This window comes from Streptomyces sp. GQ60, assembly GCF_059758875.1.
This window is the reverse complement of the sequence record NZ_JCAXEG010000002.1, coordinates 346806-372477: the sequence shown is the minus strand read 5'-3', so window position 1 is coordinate 372477 and position 25672 is coordinate 346806. Positions and strand designations below refer to the sequence as shown.

The 25672-nt window shown below is 75.5% G+C and carries 22 protein-coding genes and 1 pseudogene; 9 read left to right on the top strand and 14 right to left on the bottom strand.

Annotated elements, in window-relative coordinates:
- The first annotated feature begins 310 nt into the window (after window positions 1-310).
- The 5 genes and pseudogenes from AC6CKD_RS06705 to AC6CKD_RS06685 all read left to right on the top strand — a co-directional run bounded on the left by AC6CKD_RS06705 (window position 311) and on the right by AC6CKD_RS06685 (window position 4553).
- On the top strand, window positions 311-607 hold the full coding sequence (locus tag AC6CKD_RS06705) for a hypothetical protein (protein WP_498325811.1): 297 nt from the start codon (window positions 311-313) through the stop codon (window positions 605-607).
- 290 nt (window positions 608-897) lie between these two features.
- Window positions 898-1472 (top strand): annotated as a pseudogene (locus tag AC6CKD_RS06700) (protein phosphatase).
- A 187-nt stretch (window positions 1473-1659) separates the two neighbouring features.
- Window positions 1660-2970, top strand: coding sequence for a cytochrome P450 (locus tag AC6CKD_RS06695; protein WP_498325809.1), 1311 nt, complete (start codon window positions 1660-1662; stop codon window positions 2968-2970).
- Window positions 2971-3120: 150 nt separating this feature from the next.
- Complete coding sequence (locus tag AC6CKD_RS06690; protein ID WP_498325807.1) at window positions 3121-4278, top strand: hypothetical protein; 1158 nt, start codon at window positions 3121-3123, stop codon at window positions 4276-4278.
- Entirely contained in the window at window positions 4275-4553 is a 279-nt protein-coding gene (locus AC6CKD_RS06685) for a hypothetical protein (RefSeq protein WP_498325806.1), read from the top strand. Before AC6CKD_RS06690 ends, AC6CKD_RS06685 begins: the two co-directional genes overlap by 4 nt.
- 150 nt (window positions 4554-4703) lie before the next feature.
- Here the strand turns inward: AC6CKD_RS06685 and AC6CKD_RS06680 are convergent, their stop codons facing one another.
- The 5 genes from AC6CKD_RS06680 to AC6CKD_RS06660 form a co-directional block, all read right to left on the bottom strand.
- The gene (locus AC6CKD_RS06680; protein WP_498325805.1) at window positions 4704-5249 is read right to left on the bottom strand and encodes a gluconokinase; all 546 of its coding nucleotides are present in this window, start codon (window positions 5247-5249) and stop codon (window positions 4704-4706) included.
- Window positions 5250-5849: 600 nt separating this feature from the next.
- Entirely contained in the window at window positions 5850-6710 is an 861-nt protein-coding gene (locus AC6CKD_RS06675; protein WP_498325804.1) for an NAD(P)-dependent oxidoreductase, read from the bottom strand.
- Between the two features lie 127 nt (window positions 6711-6837).
- Window positions 6838-7236, bottom strand: coding sequence for a VOC family protein (locus AC6CKD_RS06670; protein ID WP_498325803.1), 399 nt, complete (start codon window positions 7234-7236; stop codon window positions 6838-6840).
- A 64-nt stretch (window positions 7237-7300) separates the two neighbouring features.
- Window positions 7301-9229, bottom strand: coding sequence for an ABC transporter ATP-binding protein (locus AC6CKD_RS06665; protein WP_498325801.1), 1929 nt, complete (start codon window positions 9227-9229; stop codon window positions 7301-7303).
- An 80-nt stretch (window positions 9230-9309) separates the two neighbouring features.
- A complete protein-coding gene (locus AC6CKD_RS06660; RefSeq protein WP_498325800.1) occupies window positions 9310-9696 on the bottom strand; it encodes a VOC family protein in 387 nt (128 codons plus the stop codon).
- Between the two features lie 137 nt (window positions 9697-9833).
- On the opposite strand from AC6CKD_RS06660, the gene AC6CKD_RS06655 reads away from it, so the two are divergent.
- Window positions 9834-11957 (top strand): AMP-binding protein, encoded by a 2124-nt coding sequence (locus AC6CKD_RS06655; RefSeq protein WP_498325798.1) that lies wholly within the window; start codon window positions 9834-9836, stop codon window positions 11955-11957.
- Here AC6CKD_RS06655 and AC6CKD_RS06650 read toward each other — a convergent pair.
- Window positions 11846-13858: a GNAT family N-acetyltransferase gene (locus AC6CKD_RS06650; RefSeq protein ID WP_498325797.1), complete on the bottom strand. Its 2013-nt coding sequence runs from the start codon at window positions 13856-13858 to the stop codon at window positions 11846-11848. The genes AC6CKD_RS06655 and AC6CKD_RS06650 overlap by 112 nt on opposite strands.
- A gap of 105 nt (window positions 13859-13963) precedes the next feature.
- Here AC6CKD_RS06650 and AC6CKD_RS06645 point away from each other — a divergent pair, with 105 nt between their 5' ends.
- Window positions 13964-14386 (top strand): DUF350 domain-containing protein, encoded by a 423-nt coding sequence (locus AC6CKD_RS06645; RefSeq protein WP_498325795.1) that lies wholly within the window; start codon window positions 13964-13966, stop codon window positions 14384-14386.
- Between the two features lie 139 nt (window positions 14387-14525).
- On the opposite strand, the gene AC6CKD_RS06640 is transcribed toward AC6CKD_RS06645, so the two are convergent.
- The 4 genes from AC6CKD_RS06640 to AC6CKD_RS06625 form a co-directional block, all read right to left on the bottom strand.
- On the bottom strand, window positions 14526-15785 hold the full coding sequence (locus AC6CKD_RS06640) for an acyltransferase family protein (RefSeq protein WP_498325794.1): 1260 nt from the start codon (window positions 15783-15785) through the stop codon (window positions 14526-14528).
- Window positions 15782-16825 (bottom strand): alpha/beta hydrolase, encoded by a 1044-nt coding sequence (locus AC6CKD_RS06635; protein WP_498325793.1) that lies wholly within the window; start codon window positions 16823-16825, stop codon window positions 15782-15784. The genes AC6CKD_RS06640 and AC6CKD_RS06635 overlap by 4 nt, the downstream gene beginning before the upstream one ends.
- 156 nt (window positions 16826-16981) lie before the next feature.
- A complete protein-coding gene (locus tag AC6CKD_RS06630) occupies window positions 16982-17662 on the bottom strand; it encodes a response regulator (RefSeq protein ID WP_498325792.1) in 681 nt (226 codons plus the stop codon).
- A complete protein-coding gene (locus AC6CKD_RS06625) occupies window positions 17659-19023 on the bottom strand; it encodes a sensor histidine kinase (RefSeq protein ID WP_498325790.1) in 1365 nt (454 codons plus the stop codon). The genes AC6CKD_RS06630 and AC6CKD_RS06625 overlap by 4 nt, the downstream gene beginning before the upstream one ends.
- Before the next feature lie 180 nt (window positions 19024-19203).
- Between AC6CKD_RS06625 and AC6CKD_RS06620 the strand changes: the two genes are divergently transcribed.
- On the top strand, window positions 19204-20154 hold the full coding sequence (locus AC6CKD_RS06620) for an AEC family transporter (RefSeq protein WP_498325789.1): 951 nt from the start codon (window positions 19204-19206) through the stop codon (window positions 20152-20154).
- Window positions 20155-20202: 48 nt separating this feature from the next.
- Window positions 20203-20595 carry a hypothetical protein gene (locus AC6CKD_RS06615; protein ID WP_498325788.1) on the top strand — a complete coding sequence of 131 codons (393 nt, stop codon included), beginning with the start codon at window positions 20203-20205 and terminating at the stop codon, window positions 20593-20595.
- Here the strand turns inward: AC6CKD_RS06615 and AC6CKD_RS06610 are convergent.
- From AC6CKD_RS06610 to AC6CKD_RS06595, 4 genes are all read right to left on the bottom strand, one after another.
- Window positions 20549-21475, bottom strand: a complete 927-nt coding sequence (locus AC6CKD_RS06610) for a S1 family serine peptidase (protein ID WP_498325786.1) — start codon at window positions 21473-21475, stop codon at window positions 20549-20551. The genes AC6CKD_RS06615 and AC6CKD_RS06610 overlap by 47 nt on opposite strands.
- Before the next feature lie 80 nt (window positions 21476-21555).
- Window positions 21556-23076, bottom strand: a complete 1521-nt coding sequence (locus tag AC6CKD_RS06605; protein ID WP_498325785.1) for an FAD-binding oxidoreductase — start codon at window positions 23074-23076, stop codon at window positions 21556-21558.
- Between the two features lie 138 nt (window positions 23077-23214).
- Window positions 23215-23871, bottom strand: coding sequence for a class I SAM-dependent DNA methyltransferase (locus AC6CKD_RS06600; RefSeq protein WP_498325783.1), 657 nt, complete (start codon window positions 23869-23871; stop codon window positions 23215-23217).
- A gap of 32 nt (window positions 23872-23903) precedes the next feature.
- A complete protein-coding gene (locus AC6CKD_RS06595; protein ID WP_498325782.1) occupies window positions 23904-25571 on the bottom strand; it encodes an IucA/IucC family protein in 1668 nt (555 codons plus the stop codon).
- Window positions 25572-25672 lie beyond the last annotated feature (101 nt).

Genomic DNA, 25672 nt, shown 5'->3' with positions numbered 1-25672 from the left:
GGCCGGATGGGCCGTCGGTGGTGTGGACGGGCCGGACGCGGTGGTGGAGGCCGGGACCGGCTTCTGGGAGCTGCCGACAGGAGGCGCAAGCGAGGCCGAGGCCGGAGCTGAGGCCGGGGCTGGAGTCAGAGTCAGAGGCGGAGCCGGGGCGGGGGCTGGGGCCGGAGCCAAAGCCGGGGCTGGAACCGGAGCCGGAGCCGGAGCCAAAGCCGGGGCCGGGGCCAAAGCCGGGGCCGGGGCCGGGGCCGGCGGTTTGGTCGGGGCCGGGGAGTGGGGGCTTGTCCCCGATGTCGGCGGGTTGGTGGGTGTGTTGGCCGTCTGGCCCGTCATCGGGATGCTCGTGGACGCGGGGGAGCTGGCCCTGCACACCCCGCTCGCCGCCTACGGAGCGGGCGAAGGCCTGCCCGCCGGAACCACCGCGCACCATCTGCTCACCCACGGCTCCGGGGTGTCGCCCGAGCTCTCCGGGCTCGCCGAGCGGCTGTGCGGCAGCCCCCTCGCGGGGGTCGCCTCCGAGCGGATCTGGGGGCCGCTGGGCATGACCCGGACGGGCTTCGCCGCGACGGGACCCTGCGTGCGCCCGCCGCCGACCTCGGCCGGTTCCTGAGCCACCTGCTCGCCCCTGCCGCGGGCGGCCCCGTCAGCCGGGCCTGGACCGCGCAGTCGCTCCGCATCCGCACCGGCGAGCTCCTGCCCGCGCGGGGCCTCCTCTGGCATCCCGCCGCGCACGGATGCTGGTTCCACGGCGAAGGCCCGGCCCTGTGGATCTTCCCGCGCGGGCAGCGCTGGGCGGTGCTCCTCCCGACCACCCCGTCTGCGCCGCTCCGTACCGCCTTCCGTGCGGCGGTCTTCGGCTGAACTCCCCCGCAGCGCGCGGCTGTCGTATCTTCGGAGTCGATGACGAAGACCCGACAGAAGGACCGTGACGTGCCCGGTCCGCAGAGTCCCTGGGACGAGATCACCCCCGGCCTCTGGATGGGCGGCCACTACTGGACGGATCCGGCCGGGGAGCTGCGGCCGGTCGTCGTCGGAGCCGAGTTCGACCTCGTGATCAGCCTCTTCACCCGCCCGGGGCACGGCCCCGACCCGCGCGTGGAACACCTGATCGGCCACCTGCCGGACGCCCGCTCACGGGCGCGCAGCTGCGTACCGTCCTCCGGCTCGCCGCCGCCGCCCGCGCGGCCCTCGACTCCGGACGGCGGATCCTGGTGCGCTGCCATTCCGGTTACAACCGCTCCGGTCTCGTCGTCGCCCAGTGCCTCGTCGACGGCGGCCTCCCGCCGGCCGCCGCCATCGGCCTGGTCCGCCGCGGGCGGTCCCCCTGGGCCCTGCACAACGTGACCTTCACGGACTACCTCGCCGCCGGTCCGGAGGTCGCCGCGCTGCTCGTCGATCTCGACCTCGGTCCCGGACCCGAGCCGGGGCCCGATCCCGGACGCGAGCCCGAATCGGGAGCGCCGTCCCGCCCATAGCCCGCATGTGGCCCACCCGTACCCCCCTCGTGGTCCTCGGAGCGCGGACCCGGGACGGTCGACGTACGGTGAGCGCGAGATCACCGACCGTCGAGTCCAGGCTGCGCGGAGGTACACGGATGCGTACGGCCCACGAGACCGCCCGCGGTGCGTGCACGCCGCCGGCCCCGGCCGCGGAGGCCCGCGCATGACGGCCCGAGCGGGGCGCGGCGAGCGCGCCCGGATCGCCGTTGCACACACCCTCCCCGCCCTGGTGCGGGGCTTCGTGAGCGCCCGGCCCCCCGCGGTGCGCGGGCACGCGGGGCCCGGCCGGCCCCGCTGGTCCGCCGCCACCCTGCGGGCCCTGCGCGACCGGCACGGCGGGGCGCCCGTGCTCGTACGGGGGCTGACCGGAACCTTCCTGCTCATCCTCGATCCGCAGGACATCGAGCAGTTCTACGCCGAACCCGTCGGCTCCCCGGGCCGGCCCGCCGGAGCTGCGGACGGCTGCGCCCACGCAGGGCTCCGCACCGGGCGGCGGGCGGTCGACGACTCCGTGCTCGCCGCGGGGCTGACCGTGCATCCCTCGTGCGGGGCGTTCCTCTCGGCCCTCACCGATGAGGCCCGGCGCCTGACGGCGGGCGGCTCCCTCGAACTCGCCCGCGTCCGGCACTCCGTGGCCCGCGCCGCCCGCCGCATCGTCCTCGGCGACGCGGCCGCCGAGGACGCGGAACTCGGCCGCCTGCTCGGACGATTCCACGCCGGAGCCGACGCGCGGATCGCCGCGTACGCCGACCTCGCGGAGCCGCACACCCTCATCGGGCGGGCCCGCCGCCACGCGGACCCCCTCGGCAGCCCGGACCATGCGGGACCAGGCCATGCGGAACTGGGCCGTGCCGCGCCTGACCGTGCCGCGCCTGACCGGGCCGGGCCGGATCCGGTCGGGCAGGTCCGCCAGTGGCTGGCGGCCTTCGACCTCGTGCCAGGTGTCCTGTTGCGCACCCTGCTGCTCCTCGGCGCACACCCGGCCGAACAGGACGCCGTCGCCGCCGAGGCCCGGGCCGCCGGATGGGCGCAGGGCTCCGCCCAGGGCGCGCTGCCCCGGCTGCGGGCCTGCGTCCGGGAATCGCTGCGGCTGTATCCGGCCGTGCCCGACCTGATACGGATCACCCGGGCCGAGACCGAATGGCGGGGCGTGCGGCATCCCGCCGGCACCTGTGTGGTGCTGCCCGTGCTGTTCCACCAGCGCGACCCCGAGCACGTGCCCGCCGCGCACGTCTTCGTACCGGGCCGGTGGGCTTCCCGCGAAGCGGACCGGGACGTACGCATGGCCCCGTTCAGCCATGCCGGCGGCCGGTGCCCCGGCGAGCAGTTGGGGCTGCTGGTCACGGCGGCGCTCTGCGCGGAAGTGCTGCGCGGCCACCGGGTCCGGGCCGGTCGGCCCCTGCTCGACCCCCTCGGCCCGCTCCCCGGGGCCCTGGACCCGCAGGGCATCCGGCTGCGCCTGACCCGCCGCTGACACCGCCACCGGCCGCCCCCGCACCCCGGCACCCGGCGGCGCCACGGCATCCGGCCCACCCGCCCTGCCCGGCAGCCTGCCGTTCGCCGCCCCCGCCCCGTCCGTCTCCACCTGTCCAGCCAGCCGTTCATCCGACCCGACGAGGAATCCATGTCCGACGCCGCGACCCCCGGGACCTCCGCGACCTCCGCACCCACCGACCCGGACGCCGACCAACTGGGCGCCCTGTGCCGGGAACTGGCCGAGGCGGCCGACGCCGTCGGCGAAGCCGCCCGCTACGCATCCCGGCTGGCCCTCGGCGGCCGGCTGCCGGTCGCCGCGCTCGGCCTCGGCAGCCGCCGCAGAGCGGCCTGGCGCACGCTGCTGCGCGCCCTCACCGACCCGGACGGACTCGGCTGGGCGGCCAGGGGCCGGGGCGTGGCGCGAGCCGGGTGGCTGGCCGGGGTCGTCACCGGCCGGGAGAGCCTCGCCGTCAGCCTCGCGGTGTGCGGCCTCAAGGGCCGGATCCGGGTCGAGAGCACCCGTAACCCGGCGAGGTCGGCGGACCCGGCCGCCGCCGAGGTGTTCCTCGCGGTGGAGGAGGACCGGCAGGCGGACGCCGTCCGGGCGTTCCGCGACCTCGTGCGCCGACGCGGCGAGGGGCTCGCCTTCGCCCTGCTGAACCCCTCCTTCGCCGACCTCCTGGCCTGGAACGCGCTGACCGACGACAATCCGTTCAACGACCACGCCGGCTGGCAGGTCGCCACGGGCAGGGCCGTGACCGCCGAGCCGCTCCTCGGGATCGGCGCCGCCCTGCGGGCCTTCTTCGACCGGGGACCCGCCTGCTCCGAGCCGGGGAACGGCCTCCTCGCCGAACTGGACACCACCGGGACCCCGGCCGGATACCGGGGCAATGCCGACCGGATCGCCGGAGCCCCTGGGGCGGTCCTGCTCCAGCAGGTAGCCGGCCCGGACGGGACCGAGCGGTGCGTTCTCCAACTCGCGGGACCACCAACGCAGTCCGGCCGGGCCGACGTCCCGTACGAGGAGCCGGCCGCGCACGTCCGGGACGTCGCAGCGACCGTACGCCGCCTCGTGCCCTCCGGGACCGAACTCGCCCTGCTCGGCCACGGTCCGGGCGCGCGTACGGCCGGACGGCTGGCCGCGAGCCGGGAGTTCACCTCCGCCTACAGGGTCACCTGGGTGGGCTCCGGCCCCGAGCCGGGTCCGGCGGCGGCCCTCGCCGCCTTCGGGGGGCGGGTCACCGGAAGCCACCTCGTGCGGCTGCCCGGCCACCCCGACGTCTTCGTCCCGGGGCGGACCCCGTGACGGACACCGCCGGACCCGCGCCCCGGGAAGGGGCCGCCCCCGCCGAGGGCCTGCGCGCCCACTCGGCCGCCCTGCGTTCGCACGCCGAACGGCTCCGCCGCGCCGCCGGAGACCTGAGCTGGCAGGGACCGGGGGCCGACGCCTTCCGCGCCGAGGTCACGTCCCTGGCCGACCGCTGCGCCACCGCGGCAGGCGGCTTCGACCTGGCGGCAGCCCAACTCGCCTGCCCCGCCTCCCGCGAGAAGACCCGCGGCAGACACCGACGGACCGGCTGACCGGAACCGGGCGGGGGAGCGGGCCGCGTGGGAACCCGATCATCGGCCCACGGCTGGAGGGACCGGTGATCCGATCCTCCAGCAGCACATCTCAGGACGCCCGACAGGCGTCTGTCGTCCCGCGTTCCTGCGTGGACGAGGGCGTCGAGCTCATGGTCCTCCGACCGTGTGCCCGGGCGGTTGCGCGACCGGTGCCTGGAGGCGGCGCAGGGCGGACAGGGCGCGTGCGGTGATCTCCTCCGGGGCTCCGGACACGTCGACGAGGACGCCGAGTTCGTCCGGCTGGAGCGGCTCCAGCGCGGCGAACTGCGAGTCGAGCAGCGTGGTGGGCATGAAATGCCCCTTACGGGCGGCCATCCGCTCCTCGATCAGCGGCCGGTCGCCGGTGAGGTGGACGAAGACGGCGTCCGGTGCGCCGGCCCGCAGCCGGTCGCGGTAGGCCCGCTTGAGGGAGGAGGCGGCGACGACCCCGCCGCCGGTACCGGCCCGGTGGCGCATCCAGTCGGCGATCGTGTCCAGCCAGGGCAGCCGGTCCGGGTCGTCCAGGGGGATGCCGGCGGACATCTTGGCGACGTTGGCCGCCGGGTGGAAGTCGTCGCCCTCCGCGTACGGGAGGGCCAGCGCGTCGGCGAGCAGCCGGACCACGGTCGTCTTTCCCGTCCCGGCCACGCCCATCACCACCATGACGCGCGCCATCGTGCACCTCGTTCCGCTGTCCTCGTCCGCCTCGCCCCGTGGGACCTGGCACCACTCAAACACACTCGGCCGGGCGATAGGGCGAGCGGGCCGCCCGGCAGCCGCGCACCCGGGCGTTCCCGGGCGCCCGCCGGTCCGGCCGGGCCCCCGGGCGTTCCCTGCGCGCCCGCCGGTCCGGCCGGGCCGGCAGGCACGCAGGGAACGCCCGGCCTTCCCGGAACCGCGGATCCCCAGGGCTTCGCGGGGCCGCCCGGACGGCGGGGAGCTCCGGGCAACTGGGCCTGCTGCGGCCACCCGCACGCCGCCCGCGGCTACCTGGAGCGGGCGCTGGCCGCCGCCCGGCCCGAGGCGGTGCCCCCGCGGATCCGGGTGCGCGCCCTGTGGGCCCTCGGGGTGGCGCTGCTGCCCGCAGCGCGGCACGCCCGAACTCGCCTCCGTACGGGAGGAGTTCGAGCGTACGGCGCGCGGCGCCCTCGGCGACCAGGCGTACGAGGCGGCCTTCCGCGAGGGCGTGCGGCACGGCCACACCCTGCGCACCCGCCGCCACCCGTACGAGGGCTGAGGCCCGCTCACCGGGCCGGGGTCCCGCCCGGCCGTCCCTCAGGGCTGGTCGGGAAAGCCCGCGAAGTAGCCGGCGGCCATGTCCTCGTCGCCGTGGCCCAGCGCGTCGGCGCGGTGGAAACGGGCCCGGGCGGCGACGGCCAGGTCCACCGACACCCCGGCCGACTCCGCCGCCTCGGCGATCAGACCGGTGTCCTTCTCGGCGCCGCGCACCGTGAAGCTCGGCGTGAAGTCCCGGTCCAGTACGGCCCGCATCTTGGTCTGGAGGTACGGGCTGTCCATCGGCCCGCCGGTCACGACCCGCGCGAACAGGTCCGGGTCGACCCCCAGCCCCTCGGCCAGCGCCAGGGCCTCGCCGACCGCGGCCGTCACCGTGATCGCGTACCCGACGGTGGCCAGCTTCAGCCGCGTCGCGGCCCCCGGCTCCTCCCCGACCCGCAGCACGCTGCTCCCGACGGCGGCGAAGACCGGGTCCAGCCGGGGGTCGGCCGGGCCGCCGACCAGCACCACCAGCGTGCCGTCCTCGGCGGGCTGCCGGGTGCCCTGCACCGGGGCGTCCACGAAGACCAGCCCGTGTTCCGCCGCGAGGGCGGCCAGTTCTTCGAGGGAGGCAAGGCCCACCGTGCCCATCTGCGCCCACACCTGCCCGGCACTCAGTCCGTCCACGGCGGCGGCCATGGCCCGGGCCACCGCCGCACCGTCGGCCAGCATGGTGATCACCACGTCCGCACCGGCCACCGCCTCGGCCGGGCTGTCGGCGACCACCGCACCGTCGGCCGCCAGCGCGGCCGCCTTCTCCCGGGTCCGGTTCCAGACCCGGACCTCCTGCCCGGACCGCAGCAGGTTCCTGGCCATTCCCGTCCCCATGATTCCGGTCCCCAGCAGCGCGACGGTGCTCATGGCGTTACTCCCTCTCCGACGGTCCCTCAGATGTGCCCCGGGGCCAGTCTCCACCGGTGCGGGACCCGATCCCGCCATTCGGGGCTCCACGTGCTCACCGGGGGAGTCGCCGAGAGGCCGCGCCGGGCTAGCCCGCCGAGCCCGCCGAGCCCGCCGAGGCCGTGCGCGGGGTGGTCTGCTGGACGGCCCAGCCGTTTCCGTCAGGGTCGGAGAAGTAGACGAATGAGCCCCAGGGCATGTCCTCGATCTCCGTCACCTCGACGCCCCGGCCCTTGAGATCGGCGAAGGCCTCCTCGATGTCCGCGACCACGACCTGCATGTTGTCCAGCGAACCCGGGGTCATCCGGGTCAGGCCCTTGCCGATGGCGATCGAACAGGCGGAGCCCGGCGGGGTCAGCTGGACGAAGCGGATCTCCTCGCTGACCGTGATGTCGTGGTCGGCGTGGAAACCGAGGCGTTCGTAGAAGGCCTTGGCCCGGTCGACGTCCGTGACCGGTACGGCGACCAGTTCCAGTTTGATGTCCATCGGCTGCTCCTGACTCCGGTGTCCAGCGGTTCCGGGGGGCCGGTGCCGGCCGCCCCGTTGGCCATCATCCGCCGGAGAGCGCCGCCGCGCCGCCCGGAACGGCATCCCCGGCCGTCGTGTCCCCGTCCGGGCCGGCCGCCGCGAACTGGGTCCGGTACAGCTCCTCGTACCGTCCGCCCACGGCCAGCAGCTCGGCGTGGGTTCCGCGTTCCACGATCCGGCCGTCCTCCACCACCAGGATCAGGTCGGCCGCCTGCACCGTCGACAGCCGGTGCGCGATCACCACGGCGGTCCGGCCCGCCAGGGCCTCGGCCAGGGCCTCCTGGACGGCCGCCTCCGAGGTGGAGTCCAGGTGGGCCGTGGCCTCGTCCAGGATCACCACCCGCTGGCCGGCCAGCAGCAGCCGGGCGATGGTCAGCCGCTGGCGCTCCCCGCCCGAGAGCCGGTAGCCGCGCTCGCCGACGACCGTGTCCAGCCCGTCCGGGAGCGAGGCCACGAGTCCGTCGAGCCGGGAGCGGCGCAGGGCCTCCCAGATCTCGTCCTCCCCCGCCTCCGGGCGGGCCAGCAGCAGGTTGGCCCGTACCGACTCGTGGAAGAGGTGGCCGTCCTGCGTGACCATGCCCAGCGTCTCGCGGATCGAGTCCGCGGTGAGGTCCCGTACGTCGACGCCGCCGAGGCGGACCGCACCCGTGTCCGTGTCGTACAGCCGGGGCAGCAACTGCGCGATGGTCGACTTCCCGGCGCCCGAGGAACCGACCAGGGCGATCATCTGCCCGGGCTCGGCACGGAAGGACACCTCGTGCAGCACCTCGGTGCCGCCGCGCGCGTCGAGGGTCGCGACCTCCTCCAGGGAGGCGAGGGACACCTTGTCGGGGGAGGGGTAGCCGAAGGAGACCTTGTCGAACTCCACCGCCACCGGCCCCTCCGGCACCCGGCGGGCGTCCGGCTTCTCGGCGATCAGCGGCTTCAGGTCGAGGATCTCGAAGACCCGCTCGAAACTGACCATCGCGCTCATCACCTCGACCCGCGCCCCGGCGAGCGCGGTCAGCGGCGCGTACAGCCGGGTCAGGAGGAGGGCGAGGGCGACCACGGAGCCCGCGTCCAGCGTGCCGGCGAGCGCGTAGTGGCCGCCGAGCCCGTACACGAGGGCCAGGGCCAGCGCGGAGACCAGCGTGAGGGCGGTGATGAAGGCCGACTGGGCCATCGCCGTACGGATCCCGATGTCACGCACCCGGGCGGCGCGCGCCGCGAACTCCGCCGACTCCTCGTCGGGCCGTCCGAACAGCTTGACGAGGGTGGCGCCCGGTGCCGAGAAGCGCTCGGTCATCTGCGTGCCCATCGACGCGTTGAGCGCCGAAGCCTCCCGCTGCAAGGCCGCCATCCGCACCCCCATCCGGCGGGCCGGCAGCACGAACACCGGCAGGAGCACGAGGGCCAGCAGCGTGATCTGCCAGGAGATGCCCAGCATCACGGTCAGGGTCAGCAGCAGCGTCACGGTATTGGACACCACCCCCGACAGGGTGTTGCTGAAGGCCCGCTGCGCGCCGATCACATCGTTGTTGAGCCGGCTGACCAGGGCCCCGGTACGGGTCCGGGTGAAGAACGCCACCGGCATCCGCTGCACGTGGTCGAAGACCGCCGTGCGCAGATCCAGGATCAGCCCCTCGCCGAGGGTGGACGAGAGCCGGCGCAGGACCAGTCCCAGCCCCGCCTCCGCGACCGCGATCACCGCGATCAGGAGGGCGAGGCGGGTGACCGTACCGCCTTCGCGGTCCTCGACGATCGTCGTGACCACGCGGCTCGCGAGGACCGGGGTGGCCACCGCGAGCAGCGCGGTCACCACACTGAGGAGGAGGAAGAACGTGAGCCCGCGCCGGTGCGGGCGGGCGAAGGCGGCGATCCGGCGCAGCCCGGCGCGCGAGAGCGGGCGCCGGTCCTGCTGGGCGTTGATCGCGCTGTGGAGCGAGGTCCAGGCGGTGACTTCCATATCCATGAGTCGAACGGTAGGACCTCGACCAAACTTGAGGTCAAGGGGCAGATGGCCCGGGGTGACCAGGAACCCTGTTCGACAGGTCAGTCGAGGCAGAAGATGTTCTCCTCGGGATCGGCCATCACGATGATCCCTTCGTTCTCCTCATCGGACTCCAGGCGGTACAGCCGCTTCGCACCCAGCGCCTCCAGCTTGGCGGCCGCCACCTCCAGCGCGGCCATCCGCTCGTCTCCGTGCAGTCCGGGCGCCGAACGCACGTCCAGGTGCAGGCGGTTCTTCGCCGCCGTGTTCGCCTCCGGGACCTTCTGGAAGTAGAGCCGCGGCCCCTTGCCGTCCGGATCCGAGATGGCCGCCCAGTCGGCGGAGCCCTCCTGCGGCAGCTGGACGCGGTAGCCCAGTACCTGCGCCCAGAACACCGCCTGCGCGCCCGGATCGGCGCAGTCGTACGTCACCTGGAATTCCTGAGCCATGCCGCCTCCAGCTACTCGAACGCCCGTCCACCGGCGTCGGCCGGTTGTCGGCGCAGGACCATTGTGAATGAACGGCCGCTCGTGCGAGGTACTTTCGGACCCTCGTGGCTGTCGGTGCCCGGTGTCAGAATCGGTCCATGACGCAGGGATCAGAGTCCTTCACGCACTGCAGCCGGCGCGCCGACGACACCATTCTCTCCCGCTTCGAACGCTGGGTCCGCGACACCCCGGGAGCCCAGGCCCTCGCCGCGGGCACCGGCAGCCTCACCTACAGGCAACTGGACGCACGCGCCAACCAGTTGGCCCATCACCTGCTCGATTCCGGCCTTCCCGAGCGCGCCGTCGTCGCCGTGGGCTCCGCCGCGCCGGCCGAGCTCGTCGTCGCCCTCCTCGGCATCCTCAAGGCCGGCGCCGCCTACACCCTCCTCGACGTCGAGAACCCGCGCACGGGGCAGCGCCAGCTCGCCGCCGCCCGGCCCTTCGCGCTGCTCGCCGCCGCCGCGGAGCGGGCCCGCCTCGACGACGGCGGCGACCTGCGGGTGATCAGCCTCGGCGGGCAACAGGCGATCGCCACGGGCGGGCTGTCCACCGATACGCCGGACCGCGCTCCGTACGGGGACACGGCCGCCGTCCTGTTCACCGGGGGTGCCGACCGGCGGGCCGTCCCCCTCTCCCACGACCGGCTCCTCGCGGCCCACGAGGGGTGGGCCCGGGTGGTGGGACCGGTGCCCGAGGACCGGCACCTGATCACCGCCGCCCCCGACCTCACCGGCTTCGCCGCCGGATGGACGCGCGCCCTGTGCGAGGGCGGCGCCCTCGTCCTGCCCGACGGCGCCCGCTGGACCCCCGAGTCGCTGCGCCGCGCCGTCGACGCCGAGCGGGTCACCGTCCTGCACACCGACCCGGGCACCGCCACCCAGCTCCTCGTGCGCGACCGGGAGGCGTCCCTGTCGCGGACCCTGCGCCGCCCCGACGAGGGGCTGCGGTCCCTGCGCATGGTCACGGTCACCGGTGACCGCCTCTACCTCGACGAGCAGGCCGCCCTGCTCGCCCGGCTGCGGCCCGGTGCCCGGCTGCTCAACGTCTACGGGCCCACCGAAGCGGCGGGCATCGGCGCCCGGTTCGAACTCCCCCAGCTCGCGGGCCCCTTGGACGGCGCCGAGCAGATCTCGCTGATCGGAACCGCCTTCCCCGGCTGCGCACTGGACGTGCGCGACGGGGAGATCCACCTCACCGTGCCCGGCGGCGGCGAACCGGTACCGACCGGTGACCTCGGGGTGCTGCGCCCCGACGGGCTCCTGGAGTTCCGCGGCCGGATCCGCGACCGGCTCACCGTGGACGGCCAGGTCTTCGACCCGCATCCCGTCGAGTCGGCGATCCGCAGCCACGAGGCGGTGGGAGGCGTACTCCTGGCCGAGGTCAAGGGCGCCGGCAGGGGGGTGAACGCGCGGCCCAGGCTCGTCGCCTTCCTCGCCCCGGCCGCGGAGGACGACACCTGGCCCCCGGGCTCCGACCTCCCCGACGGAGGGGAGCTCCGCCGCCACCTGGCGGGCAGGCTCCCGGGGGCCATGATGCCGAGCGCGGTGTTCCGGCTGGCCAGGATCCCCCGGGACAAGGCCGGCCGCGAGCAGCGGACCGCGCTCCCGATGCCGCCGGGACGGGCCGCGGGCGGCGGGACCGGCGGCGGGACCGGCGGCGGGAGCAAGTACGGGGCCGCGTACGCGAGGGGGTCCTCGGAGCCCAATGTCGCCGGTTGGGCCGGGCTCGCCTTCTTCGGCGCGATCGGGCTGGCCATGGTGGCCGGCGTGCTCATGATCCTGACCTCGGTCTTCTGGCCCGGGTCCACGGACCTCTCCGGCGTCCCGAACCCGTACGCGACGCTCTTCTTCCTCCTCTACCTCTTCGAGTGCTGGGCGTTCGCGGCCGGGGTGCTGTTCCTGTTCGTCGGCCGCTCCCGGATGCACCGCCACGGACGCCGGAGCCCCGGCATCACCGCGGCGGCCCACCTGGCCATCGTCTACCTGCTGGTGGCCTGGTGGCCGCAGGACAACTTCTACCGGCTCGCGGCCAAGCAGGACTGGCCCCAACAGGCGGCCCTCGTCTACGCCTTCAACATCCCCTTGATGATCGCCGCCGGGATCGTGGCGGTCTACGCCTCCCGCCCGCCGCTCAGTGCCTTCGACGAGGACCCGGGCGCGGACCGGGCAGCGGCCCCAGCAGCGGCATCCGCCTCCGCACCGGCTCGGGAAGCGGCCGGCTGAGGCCCGCCCGGCTGCTCGAACATCGCCCCGGCGGACAGCGCCTCCGCCCGCACCAGCCGCTCGGCCGCGTCCAGCAGCTCCCTGCCGGTCGCGGCCACCAGGGCGCCCATCCAGGGCGCCGGTTCGAAGGCGCCGGTGGGGATGGAGGGGAGGAACACCGCGCCGATCCCGGCGCACCGGCGGGCCAGCCGCTCGCACAGTTCGTCGAAGGCCGCCTCCGGCAGCCGGGCACCCAGCTCCACCCGGTCGGCGATCCGTACGAAGTGTCCCGCGCCCCGCAGTTCGTCGAGCCGGGCCGCCACCACGAAGGCGACGGACGGCCCGGTCAGTCGCAGGTTCGTCTCGGTCGGGGCGAGCCGTCCCGCACCGTCGGCGACGAAGTCCACGTCGAACCAGCCCCGGTAACCCGCGGCCGACAGCTCCCGGCCCACCGCCCGGCCGAAGGCCAGCAGGGGTTCCTCCGCCCACCCGGGGACCACCCCCGGACCCACCGTCGCCCCGCGGTACCCGCCGTCCGCCACGTCCATCACCGCACCGCCGACCTCGTGCACCCGGCCCCGCGGGTCCACGAACCCGTCGTACGTGAGGTCCTGCGGCTCGGCCGGATCCGCCGGACCGCGTACGTACTCCTCCACCAGCAGCGGGCCGCGCGGCAGCGCCCGCACCACCGCCCGGGCGCCGCCCGCCGCGCGGACCCGCTCGGGGGTCAGCACCGTGGTGCCCGAGCCCCCGACACCGTGCTCCGATTTGAGAACGGTGCTCTCGCCCGCCCTGGTCCGGGACGCCAGCAGCCGGGCCGCCGACCGCCGGGTCCGCGCCCGCCACTGCGCGGGCAGCACGATCGCGGGGTGCCGGCCCTCCGCGAGGATCCGGCCGAACAGCCCGTGCGCCGCGGACTTCGACTCGTACCGGAGCTCGTCCGGCCGCCAGGGGCGCCGCGCCAACCGGGCGAAGGGGGCGGTCAGACCCCACGGGACGAGGGGCGCCCCGGGATCGGCGTCGGCGTCGGCCTCCGGCTCGGTGCCGGTGCCGGTGCCGGCCTGGGCGCCGATCCCGATCCCGACCCCGGTCCCGGTCCCGGTCAGCCGTGCGGCCAGCGCCGGCCGGGCCCGTACGGCGTCCGACAGGACCGGATCGCGCTCCGCTAGGCCGTCGTAGACCTCCACCCCGGCGGGCCAGTCCAGTTGGCGCCCGAGCAGGGAGATCCAGCCCGGCGGCACCGGGCGCGGCAGCACCAGCGCGGCGGGGCGGGGGCTGTAGAAGGCGGCCAGACAGGCGTAGTGGTGGGCGGCCCGCTGCTCCCGGTCCAGGGAGGCGTCCGCGAACTGGGCGTTGTACTCGGCGACATTGCCCACGTGCACGGCCGCCCGGCCGCCCGTCCAGGCCCGGGCCCAGCCGGCCAGGGGCACGGGCGCCACCTCGAACCGCACCAGCGCGCCGGGAGCGTCCGGGACCGGACCCGGGGCCACCGCGCCCAGCGCCCGGTAGAACCCGGCGGCGTGCGGATCGGCGTCGATCAGCAGCCGGCGGAAGCCGAGCCCGGCGGCGCGCCGCAGCACGTCCCGGTACAGCAGGCGCCCCACGCCCGCGCCGATGGCGGCCGGTTCGACGAAGAGCAGCCCCAGCCGCCCGAGCGGCGGCTCCCCGTCCAGGGAAGCGAGCCCGAGCACTGCGGCCGGGCCTTCGCCGGACCGGGCCCCGGTAGCCCCGGCCGCGGGCCCGGCAGCCCCGGCCTCGGCGACCACGATCCGCCGCCGGACCGCGTCCCCGGCCCCGATCCGCAACGCCGGCGCGCACGCGGCCAGGAACTCCGCCCCGTACCCCCAGTGCGCTTTGGAGCGCATCACCAGCCCCGTCAGCGCTCCGGCCTCCTCGGGCCGCGCCGCTCTGAGCTCCGCCATTTCCTGACCTCCCCATGGTCGGGTGCGATGCCGTGCGATAGATTCGGCCACCGCGACGACAGGCACGCGACGTACTTCCTACCCCACCCCGGAGACGGCTTCCCAATGAGCGACATCATCAACGGACTTGGCCGCACCACCGCATTCGGCGGCGTCGGCCTGGTGCTGCTCATCCTCGGCATCGTCCTGGTGGACGTGCTGACCCCCGGCAAGCTGCCGAAGCAGATCTGGGAAGAGCGCAACCGGAACGCCTCCGTGATGCTCTCCTCGGCGCTGCTCGGCATCGGCGGCATCGTCTTCACCTCGATCTGGACCACGTACGAGGACTTCGGCAAGGGCCTGCTCTCCACGGCGGCGTTCGGCATCCTCGGGCTGGTCCTGATGGCCGTGGCCTTCCTGGTGCTGGACCTGGTGACCCCGGGCAAGCTCGGCGCCATCGTGGTCGACCCCCAGCCGCACCCCGCCGTGTGGGTGACGGCCTCCTGCAACCTCGCGGTCGCCGCGATCGTGGCCGCCTCCATCGCCTGACGGTTCGGCTCGCCGAAGGCCCACCGAGGTGTGCTGAGGTCTGCCGAGGGACCGTGCACGCCCACGCGACACCGCACGAGAGCGCCGCTCCCCGAGGGGAGCGGCGCTCTCGTTTCGTACGCGTGCTCCGGCCGGCGCCCTACGCCAGCCCCAGCGCGAACACCGCGAACCCGGCCGCCAGCAGGCCCGCCGCGGTCCGGCGCACCGCCGTGGCCCGCGTCCAGGGCTGCTCGAACCGGCGCGCGTACCGGGCGATTCCCACCAGCAGCGCCGCGAAGACCGGCATCCACGCCATCCGCGCCACGATCCATCCGACACTGTCCGGAGCCGTCGTCAGCCCGGCCAGCGCGCCCGCGAACGAACCCGGTACCGCGGCCGCCAGCATCGCCGTCTGGTGCCAGCACAGGATCGTCATCGCGCACAGGTTGATCACGACCACCGGCGCCCACAGCAGCGGCCGGGCCAGCAGCCGCGCCAGCCGGTCACGAAGCAGGATCGCCGCCCCCGACTGGGCCGCGGCCAGGGCCAGTACCAGCAGCGACGGCGGATGCGAGTTGGTGCGGGCCTCGCCCGGCACGCCCACCATCGACGCCGGGTAGTGGAAGGCCACCAGCAGCGCCGCGAACAGCGCGGCCCCGCCCGCCAGCAGCAGCCACCCCCCGCGCCGACCGATCCGGCCCTCGCGCCAGTCCACGCCGAGCTGGTACGCGAACAGCCAGCCCGGCAGGACGTTCACCAGCGCCACCCACCCCGGCACCGCGTCCGCGAAGGGCCCGTAGCGCAGGAAGTCCACCACCGCGACCGAGGCGAGCAGCGGGGCCGCCGCCCAGCCGCCGAGCCGGTGCGCGGCGCGCACGCAGTACGGGGTCAGCGCGGTGACCACCACGTACACCCCGACGAACCACAGCGGCTGGATCACCAGCTTCGCCCCGGTGCGCAGCGTGGCCTCGGGAACCCCGGCCGCGTACAGCACGGGCGCGGCCAGCGCCCACACCGCCGTGACCCCGAGCACCGGCCGGCCCAGCCGGACGATCCGGCCCTTCAGCCAGGCGCCGGCCGAGCCGGTGTGCCGCCGGAAGGAGAGCGCCGAGGCGTAGCCGCCCACCAGGAAGAAGACCCCGAGCATCTGCAGCACCCAACTGGCCGGGGCCAGGCCGCCGAAGGCGGAGAGCGGGCTGGCGTTGTGCAGGGCCCCGTCGGAGTCGAGGGTGAACCCGCCGAGCAGCCAGTGCCCGGTCGGAACGGCCAGCAGGGCCAGCGCCCGCAGCCCGTCGATCGCCCGGTCCCGGTGGGCGGGGGTCTTCGCGTCGATCCGGCCGGCGGCCGCCCGTGCCCGGGTGAGGACGGACGGCGCGCTCGCCGGCCTCCTCCCCACCGTGCTCGTCGGGTCCGTACTCATCGGGCCGCTCCTGTCGCGATCGCGGCGAAGGCGTTCAGGGACCGGGTGCCGGGGGTGAAGTAGCCGGTGTGGCCCACCACGTCGACGGCGTCGATCCGGCGGGCGCCGAAGGCGGCCGAGGTGGGATCGGCGCCGTGGCCGAGCCCGGCGAACTCCACGTTGGGCACGTCGGCGATCCAGTCGGAGGGTCCGCGCGCCGCCCATACGCGGGCGCCGGTGCGCAGGCCCTCGACGCTGTCGGCCCGCATCCCGGGGGAGCCGAAGGCGACGACGTCGGTGGCGTCCGTGTGCCGGGCCGCCAGCCCGCAGACCACCGAGCCGTAGCTGTGGCAGAACAGCACCGGGGCGGGTGCGCCGACCGCGTCGAGCCCCTCGGCGAACCGGGCGAGCCGGACCGCGCCCGCCTCCGCGAGCCGCCCGCGGGCCGTGTCCGGCCCCACCCCGACGGGCGTGGTGTAGCCGGTCCACGCGATGACGGCGGCCGTCTCCCCGGTCGCGGACCGCAGGGCGCGGGCCATGCCCCCCGGGCCGGTGTGCGCGGCCCGCGGGCGGTCGTAGGTGCTGGCGTCGTTGTCGGAGCCCGGCACGATCACCGACACGTGCGGGGCCCGCCCCAGGTCCCCGAACACCTCGGCGACGGTGCCGCGCCCGCGCGGGTCGAAGGCCAGGAGCTGCCGGCCGGGCGCGGCCAGCGAGGCGAAGCGGGGCTCGCCGGTCGCCAGCACGGCCAGCCGGTTGGCCTCGTACCGGAGCGGGAGCGGAGCCCCGTCCAGATTGCCCACCACCAGCGGGTGGGCCCGTACGAGGTCCCGTGCCCGGGACCCGTCCAGCCCGGCGAAGAACCGGGCGACCTCGGACGGCGTCGCCCGGGCCGGGTCCGGCAGCAGCCGCCCGGACACCGCGTCGGCCCGCCAGGCGGCGGTGCCCGGCGGCGGCCCGGTGACCGCGGACTGCGTTCCCGCGGCGGCCCACCCCGCGGTCCCCGCGACGACGGCCCCCGCCAGCGCGGCCGCGGCCAGTGTCCTTGTGAAGCGGCGCATGCCCCTTCTCCTCTCCTCGTGACGAGGAGGAAGGTAAGAAGGAGGTGGCGAAGAGGGCGTCGCACCGTGGAGCCAAGTCGGATGTCATACCCGGGTAGGGGGTGGAGGAGACCGACGGGTGGGACGTGGATCAGCGGCGGGGATCAGCGGCGGGGATCAGCCGCCGTCGCCCGGCCGCACCAGCCCCGCCTCGTACGCGAAGATCACGGCCTGGGCCCGGTCCCGCAGGTCCAGCTTGCCCAGCACCCGCCCGATGTGGGTCTTGACCGTCTGCTCGGCGACCACCAGGTTGCCCGCGATCTCCTGGTTCGACAGCCCGCGCGCGATCAGTTCCAGCACCTCGGTCTCCCGCGGGGTCAGCCCGTTCAGCCGAAGCGCCGGGTTCCGGCGGGGCGCGGGCCGCCGCTCGACGAAGTCCGCGATCAGCCGCCGGGTCACCGACGGGGCCAGCAGCGCCTCGCCCGAGGCGACCACCCGTACCGCCGCGATCAGGTCCGCCGGCGGGGCGTCCTTCAGCAGGAAGCCGGAGGCCCCGGCGCGCAGGGCCTCGTACACGTAGTCGTCGATGTCGAAGGTGGTCAGCATCAGCACCTTCGGCCGGTGCACCACCCCCGGCGGGGGATCGAGGAGCTCGCGGGCGGCGCTGAGCCCGTCCATCTCCGGCATCCGGACGTCCATCAGCACCACGTCGGGATGGACGGTGCGGGAGACCTGGATCCCCTGGCGTCCGTCGGGCGCCTCACCCACCACGTCGATGTCGGCCTGCGCCGACAACAGCGCGGCGAAACCCGCCCGCACCATGGCCTGGTCGTCGACGATGATCACGCGGATGGTCAACTTGGTTCCTCGGGAGCGCTGTTGATGGGCATGCGGGCGGCGACCCGGAAGCCGCCGTCGGGCAGTGGACCGGTGTCCAGCGTCCCGCCCGTCAACCGTACGCGCTCCCGCATCCCCACCAGCCCGTGCCCGGTGCCCGAGGTCTCCACCTCCACCACCGCGTCCCGCGCGGGGCCGTTGACCACCAGCACGAGGATCTCCTCCTCGTCGAAGGTCACCGAGACCCGTGTCGAAGCCCCCGGCGCGTGCCGCACGACGTTGGCCAGCGCCTCCTGGACGATCCGGTACGCCGACAGGTCCACGGCCGGCGGCGCCGCCCCGGCCGCGCCCGCGGCCAGTGCCAACTCCACCGGCAGCCCGGCCCGTACGGTCGCCTCCACCAGCTGCTGCAACCTGCCGAGCCCCGGCTGCGGGGTCCGGTCGGCGCCGTTCGCCTCGTCCCCGCGCAGCACCGTCAGCAGCCGCCGCATCTCGCCCAGCGATTCGCGCGCGCTCGACGCGATCGCCGCGAACTCCTCGCGCACCGGCTCCGCCATGCCGGGCAGCCGGTACGGCGCCGAATCCGCCTGCACGGTGATGACCGACATGTGGTGGGCCACCACGTCGTGCAACTCCCGCGCGATCCGGGCCCGTTCCTCCAGCAAGGTGCGCCGGGCCCGTTCGGCCTCGCTGATGCCCTCCTGCTCGGCGATCTTCTGGCGCGCGTCACCGAGCCCGCGCAGCGCACCCGTCAGTGCGAGCACCACCCCGGCCAGTACGAACAGCAGGGCGACCGTGTTGGTCACCCCGTCCGGCGGGAAGGCGCTCAGCACCGCGCCGGTCACCCCGGTCACGAGCCACACGCCGACCAGGGTCCGGATGGACTCGCGCAGCCCCAGACAGGCCATCAGCACCAGGTAGCCGATGATCACCATCGGGGTCCAGGGCCAGGCGTGCCCGGCCACCCGGTCGGCCTGGGTCAGCACGATCGCCCCGATCGTGTCCGCGAGCAGCACCATGCCCCACGCGGGCAGCGGCCGGGTCACGGCGAGCAGCAGCGGCAGGGTCTGGGCCACGCCCAGCGCACCGGCCCAGCCGCCGCCCGCCTGGTAGTCGTTGGTCAGCACCGCGATGGTCACCGGCAGCAGCGTCATCACGCACACGGCGGTCACGGCGTACGGCAGCATCCGCTGCCAGGCCTCGGGCGCCTGCGCGAGCAGCGGCTCGGCGGCCCGCGCGGGCGTACGCAGCGCCACCGCGAACTGCCCCCGTGCGCGCGGAGTCCGCGGGGCGGGGGAGACGTCCGGAGCGAGCGGCGCGGATCGGGACGGAGATCCGGGCCGGGCTCGCAAGAGGAATCGGAATCGGGCTCGCTCGCTCATGATCGGTCCAGCGTATGCGTCCCCGGCCCGCCCGGACCCGTCCCGCCCCGGCCCGCCCGGACCCGTCCCGCCCCACCCCGGCCCGCCCGGGCCCGCCCCGCCCCACCCCGGCCGCCGCAGTCGCTCGGCAATAGACTGCGCCGGGCGTGGACGATCACTGAACGGCGGGAGCGGGTACGCATGGGCGGGGCGGCCGCGCTGGAGAAACTGATACCGGTGGCGCTGGCCTTCGGCGCCGGCGTGTTCCTCGCGCGCCGCAAGGCGGTCCCCGCCGAGGCCTCCAAGGCCTTCGCCGACTACGCCTTCCTCTTCGCGGTCCCGTGCTACCTGTTCGGCAACATCTACGCCGCGGACCTCTCCGCCCTCTTCGACCGGCGGGCCATCGGCGGCTACGCGGCCGCCGCCGCCCTGGCGGTCGCGGCCGTCGCCGCCGCCTCGGCGGTGGCCGGACTGCGCGACCCCCGGGCCGTGGCGCTGCGCGTGATGGCCGGAGTCCAGGTCAACACCGCCTACTTCGCCGTCCCCGTCTTCATCACCTTCTTCGGCACGGCGGCCCCGATCTTCCCGGTGCTGCTCTTCCAGGTCTGCGTCCTGTCGCTCGTCGTCATCGCCATCATGGAACTGGGCCGTACCGGCCCCGGCTCGGGCGGCGGCCCCGCCCGGCGCATGGCCCGCGCCGTGAGCGCCTCCCTCGTCACCCCGCTGGTCCTCGCCTGCAACGCGGGGATCCTGCTCAACCTGCTCTCCGTGCACGTCCCGGAGGCGGTCCTCGACGGGGCGGCCTTCATCGGCGACAGTGCCTCCCCGGTGGCCCTCTTCGCCCTCGGACTGCACCTCGGCGGCATCGGCCTCGACGTCCGGGGGACCACACGGGAGGAGCTGGCGCTCATCGGCTTCAAGTGCGTGGCCTTCCCGCTGCTGGCGTGGGCCGTGTGCGGGGCGCTGTTCGGGGTCCGGGGCGAGTGGCTCACGTACCTCGTGCTGATCGCCGCGATGCCGACGCCGCAGAACCTGTTCATCTTCGCCCAGCGCTACGACGTGGGTGTGGACCTCTCCGCCGCCGTCGTGATCAAGAGTTCCCTGGTCTCCCTCCTGCTGCTGCCGCTCTGGCTGCAGGCCGTGTCCGCGTGACCGCCGGCGGCCTTCGTTCCCCGGGCGGGCTCCGCTCGTTGAGCGGGTATGGAGCTCCCGACGATCGCGGCGCCCGGCGTCGGTGAACAGGCCGACGCCGTGGCCGATGCCGCCTGCCACCTCTACGACACCCTCGCGCCCTGGGGGCACGCGGCCCCCGGCGGGTGGAGCCGGGGCGCCGCCGAGGACACCGCCGAGGCCATCGAGACGGCCGCGCACGCCCTCGCGCACGCCCATCCGCGGGCCGAGGTCATCCTCGGGCCCGTGCACACCGCCCTCGCGGACCTGCGCCGGCAGCTCGGCCTCGCGCCCGCCGAACCGCTGACCGCGGAGGGGCTGCCGGCGACCCCGCGCACGGTGGGCAACCCGCGGCGCACCCGCTGGGTGCGGGTGCTCACGCCACCCGTGCCCCGGCAAGAGCCTTCTCGTACAACTTCCTGATGTCGGCGCCGAAGTAGGAGCTGTAGGAGGTGTCGGCGGTGTCGCCGCCGGTCTTCCAGCCGCCGATCACCCCGACCACGTCGCCGGTCTCGGTCCGCCCGTCGAAGCGGGTCAGGAACGGGCCGCCGCTGGTACCGCCCGGATAGCCGGTGCAGTTGATCCTCAGGAACGATCCGGGGATCTTCCGATCGGTACTGGTGAACTTGGTCGTCCGGTTCACGCACAGCCGGGGCCGGGCGGCGGAGGCGGGATAGCCGATCAGCGAGACCTTCTTGTGCGCGTACGCGGCGCCGGTGACCAGGCGGTTGCCGCCCACCACGTCCTCCACGGGGAAGCCGTCGGCGTCCGGGCCGACCTGGGCGAAGGCCACGTCCAGGGCGGCGCCCTTGTCCGGGCCGAGCTTCCGGTAACGCGGGTCGATCCAGACCTTGGAGCGGCCGCCCGCGTCGCGCAGGACCGGGAACATCCCGTACGGCTGGGGGTTGCGGGCCGTGTACTGCGGTACGAAGGCCACCTGGCGGGCGTCCGTTCCGAGCAGGCAGTGCGCCGCGCTGAGCACCAGATCGCGGCGCGGGGAGGCGACCACGCTCGCGGTGCAGAAGTACGCGCCGCCGCCCTTCATCACGAACATCCGGCCGACGACGGGGATGCCGTCGAAGTCCCGTCCGGTCCCGTCCACCGCCGCCGGGGCGCCGCCGCGGCTGATCGGGACCGCGGACGCCATCCGGTCGGGAGTCCAGAACGACTGCGCCTCCCGGGCCGACCACCGGCCGGTGGCCGGCACCGGGGCCGGGGCGGTGCCGGCCTCGGCTTCGGGCAGGGGCCCGCCGGGCAGCAGCAGGGCGGCCGTGGCCGCGGCCACCGTCAACGTACGTCGCATGTCCGTCTCCTTCTTCGGGGGTGGGAGGGAGGGCCGGGCCGGATCCGGAAGACGCGCCCGGTCTAGTGCCGTGACCGGCACTAGACGGCTTGGGGGAAGCGGAACAGCCGGTCCGGGTCGTAGCGGCGCCGGACCTCTTCGAGGCGGGCCAGGTTGGGCCCGTAGTAGGCCGCGCGCCAGCGGGTCAGCTTCGGATCGGCGTAGTTCTGGTACGCGGCTCCGCCCGCCCAGGGCCGCAGGTCCTGCCAGAGCCCGTCGAGCCAGTCCTGGTGCCGGCCGATGTCGGCGGCCGGGGCCGGGCCGGGCCAGTAGACGAGGTACTGGGCGAGGAACCCGGCCGAGCGGTGCGCGAAGGCGGTGTCCCGCGCCGGGATCCGGTTGAGGGCTCCGCCGCAGACCCCGTCGAACTGCACGACGCCGAACCCGCCGCGCGGCACGCTCGCGGCGTAGCGCCGCAGGGCGGCCAGTACCGCCGAGGCCGCCGGTTCGGTCAGCCCGTCCGGGGCCCAGAAGTCGGACCGGGCGGCGTAGGAGTCGCGGCCGAGCCGGCCCAGGGGATCGTGTCCCGGCAGGGTGCCCGGCAACCGGCACGCGGCGGGGCTCCGGTCCAGGCAGCCGGCCATGGCACGGAGGGTGTCCCCGTAGCCGCGTACGACGGTCCAGGAGTCCCGGGGCGGCCCCCCGACCAGGTCGGACAGCCGGGTCAGCTGCCGCTCCAGCTCCGCGCGCCCGCCGTCCAGGCAGAGCACCCGCAGGGCCGGGGCGCCCACCGGGCCGCCGTCGACGGTGAACTCCACCTGGCTCCAGAACGGATCGGGCAGAGCCTGCAGCCAGCGCTGCCAGCCGCGCAGGACGGCGGGGGAGGCGGCGGCGGACCACCGCAGTTCCGCGAAGGCGCAGTCGGAGACCGGGTGGGTGCGGAAACGGAACCCGGTGACCACCCCGAAGTTGCCGCCCCCGCCGCCGCGCAGGGCCCAGAACAGGTCGGGATCGCGGTCGGCGCCGACCTCGCGGACCATCCCGTCGGGGGTCACGACGGTCGCTCCCGCGAGCCGGTCGGAGGTGGCGCCCCAGGAGCGGGAGGAGAGGCCCAGCCCGCCGCCGAGGGTGAGACCGGCGATGCCGACGGAGGGGCACAGACCCGTCGGGACGGCCAGACCGCGCGCGGCGAGGACGGCGTTCACCTCCCCGAGCCGGGCACCCGCGCCGATCCGGACGCCGGTCCCGGACTCCGCGGCCACCTCCGCCATGGCGCCCGTGTCGATGACGAGTCCGGCGTCCCGGGTGGACCAGCCCGCGTAGCCGTGGCCGCCGCCGCGCGGCACCACGGGGACGGCCGAGCGCCGGGCGAAGTCCAGACAGGCGGCGACGTCGCCCGGGTGCGCGGGGTAGGCCACCGCGCCGGGCCGGACCGTGTCGTAGCGGGGCTGGAAGAGCTGCCGGGCCTCGTCGTAGTCCCGGTCGCCCGCCGTCACCACCCGGCCGTCGAGGGTACGGGCCAAGGCCCCGTAGTCCGGGTCCGCGCGGCGGGCCGTCGCGCCGATCGAGGCGAGGACGCCCGTGGCGGCTCCCGCGAGGACCTGGCGGCGGTGGAGGGTCATCCCTCCTTCCTGCCACCGCCTTGCCCGTTCGGGGCGAAGGCGGGACCACGGGGGCCCGGTGTGCCCCCCGAACGGCCGATGCCCGGGCGGCCCCCGGGGGCGGCTCCGGCCGGCCGCCCCGTCGCGGTCCGGCCGGGGTCAGCCCGCCCGGCGGGCCAGCAGGAAGCCCTGCGGGGACTTCTCCGCGGCGCCCGGTTCCCGGACCAGGCGGGCCGTCTCGGCCAGGCCCGCCCCGGCCAGCAGCTCGCTGATCAGCTCGGGCGGGGTCCAGTACACGTCGAGGTCGACCGGATGCCCGTACGCGTGTTCCAGCCGGTGCCGGCGGTCGCCCGCCTTGAACGCGATCAGCAGGTACCCGCCCGGGGCCAGCACCCGGGCGAACTCGGCGAACAGCGCGGGCAGCTCGGAGGGCGGCGTGTGGACGATGGAGTACCAGGACAGCACCCCGCCCAGGACCCCGTCCGCGATGTCCAGAGAGGCCATCGAGCCGACCTCGAACCGCAGCCCCGGATACGTCCGGCGGGCCACCGCCACCATGGCGGGGGACAGGTCGACGCCGAAGGCCCGTACTCCCAGTGCGTCGAGGTGCGCCGTCACCCGGCCGGGACCGCATCCGAGGTCCGCGACCGCCCGGCCGGGGCCGGGACCGTCCCCGCGCACGCACTCCGCGAAGGCGGCCAGCATGGCCCGGTCCAGCGGCTTGCGCTCCAGCTCTCCGGTCAGCAGGACGGCGTAGTCGGCGGCGACGGAGTCGTAGGACGACCGGACGGAGTGCGTGCGCGAAGTCGATTCCATCCCCCGGACAGTAGCCCGCCCGCGCCCCGAACTCAGCCCCCGGCCAGCGGATTGTCCAGCTCGGCCCACTGATCGCCCGGCACCCCCGGGCTCAGCCGCATCAGCGTCAGCGCCTTCGTCGACAGCGGCCCGGTCAGCAGCGCCCGGGTGTCTTCGGTGGCGGGCAGGCCGGGAGCGGCCGCCGCCAGATCCGCGGCGAGCGCGGCGGCCGAACCGGCCGTGGAGCCGAGCGCCCCCGCCACCAGGGACCCGAAGAGCTTGCGGCGCAGGAGGGTCACGTCGTCGCTGATCAGCCGGCCCGACAGCGGTGGCGCCGGCAGGCCGTGGCGGGCGAGGCGGGCCGGGCTGATCCGGATGTCGGCGAGGTCGCGGTACACGAGCCGCAGCGGGTCGCCGTCGGCGGACAGGACGACCAGGAGGTTCTGGCCGTGGGCCTCCAGGGCCACTCCGAGGTCCAGGACCCGTAGGCACACCGCCAGCGCGAGGCGGGCGAAACGGGCCCGCCAGGCGTCGGAGCGCGCGTACGGGGTCAGTGCCAGGGCGGCCACGGGCAGGACGCGCTCGCCGGCGCCCCGGCCCGCGTACGCCTCGGGCGGCTCGCGGAGCACGGCGGCCAGGTCCGGGCCGCCGGCCGTGACGGCCCCCAGGGTGCGGGTGATGTGCAGGCGGCCGTCGAGCCGCTCGGACAGGCTCTGCGCGAAGGCGGAGACCGCGGCCGCCGTCTCGATGGAGTACACGGAGATGTCCCGCACGGAGGAGGTGAGGCGGGCGCTGAGCGCGGTCTTGACGTGCGGCCCGCCGTCCGCGGGGGCGAGGGTGCGCAGGGCCATCAACGGGTGCGCGGCGGGCCCGGGCCGCAGCTCGTGCCCGTGCCCGCTCTCGTTCGGCTCGCCCTGCTTCACCACGTGCTCGGCCTGCCAGGGGTGGACCGGCACGAGGATCCGCCCGGCCTCCCGCCACCGGTCCGGCCACTCCCCGGTCACCCGGCACTCCCCGTCCGGTACGGCCACCAGCCCGAGGGTGACCACCGGCCGGTGTTCGGGGCCGTACGCGAGCTGCTCGGCCACCGTGAAACCGGGACGGGAGCGGCAGTTGGGGTGGTACGGATGGCCGTCCACCACCCGCTGCTCCCACTCCCAGGCGGCGAGGTCCGCAAGGACCTGCCCGACCGGCGGGCCGACCGGCGGGCCGACCGGCGGGCCGACCGGCTGGCCGGCGCGGGACAGGGCGAGGGAGGCCGTGCTCCCGTCGAGCTCGGCGGCGAACTCCTCCCCGTACGGCAGCCCGAGCGCCGCCACCAGCGTGGCGGCGCGCCGGTACGGGCGGCCGTCGAGCAGCAGCTCGGTGACGGGGGGCGCGCTCGCGCGGGCCGCCGAGAAGGTCGTCGCGTACGGGTCGGGGAGGGGGCCCTCCAGCCGGGAGCCCGAGGCGAGCCGGAGCGCGAGCGAGCCGGAACCCCGCTCCCGGTGGGTGATCCACGGCAGCGGCTCGAAGGCGAAGGCCCGCCACAGCCGGGTGAGTACGGCGGCCCGCGCACCGGGGAGCGCGGCGGCGTACGCGGACTCGGGGCCGGGCCGAGCGGTGGCGTACGCGGACCCGGGGCCGGGCGGCGCGGCGGCCGGTCCGGCGGGGCCGGTTTCGGACAGCCCGGCCAGTTCGGCGGAGACGGCCTCTTCGGCCGGGGTGGCGGGGAGGTGCATGCTGGGATCCAGGGCCCCGGTCCTCTCGGATGACGTGGTGATCACTTCATCATCGCGGATACTGAAGATCACGGCCGGTGATGCGCCCCCGCGCACCTCCG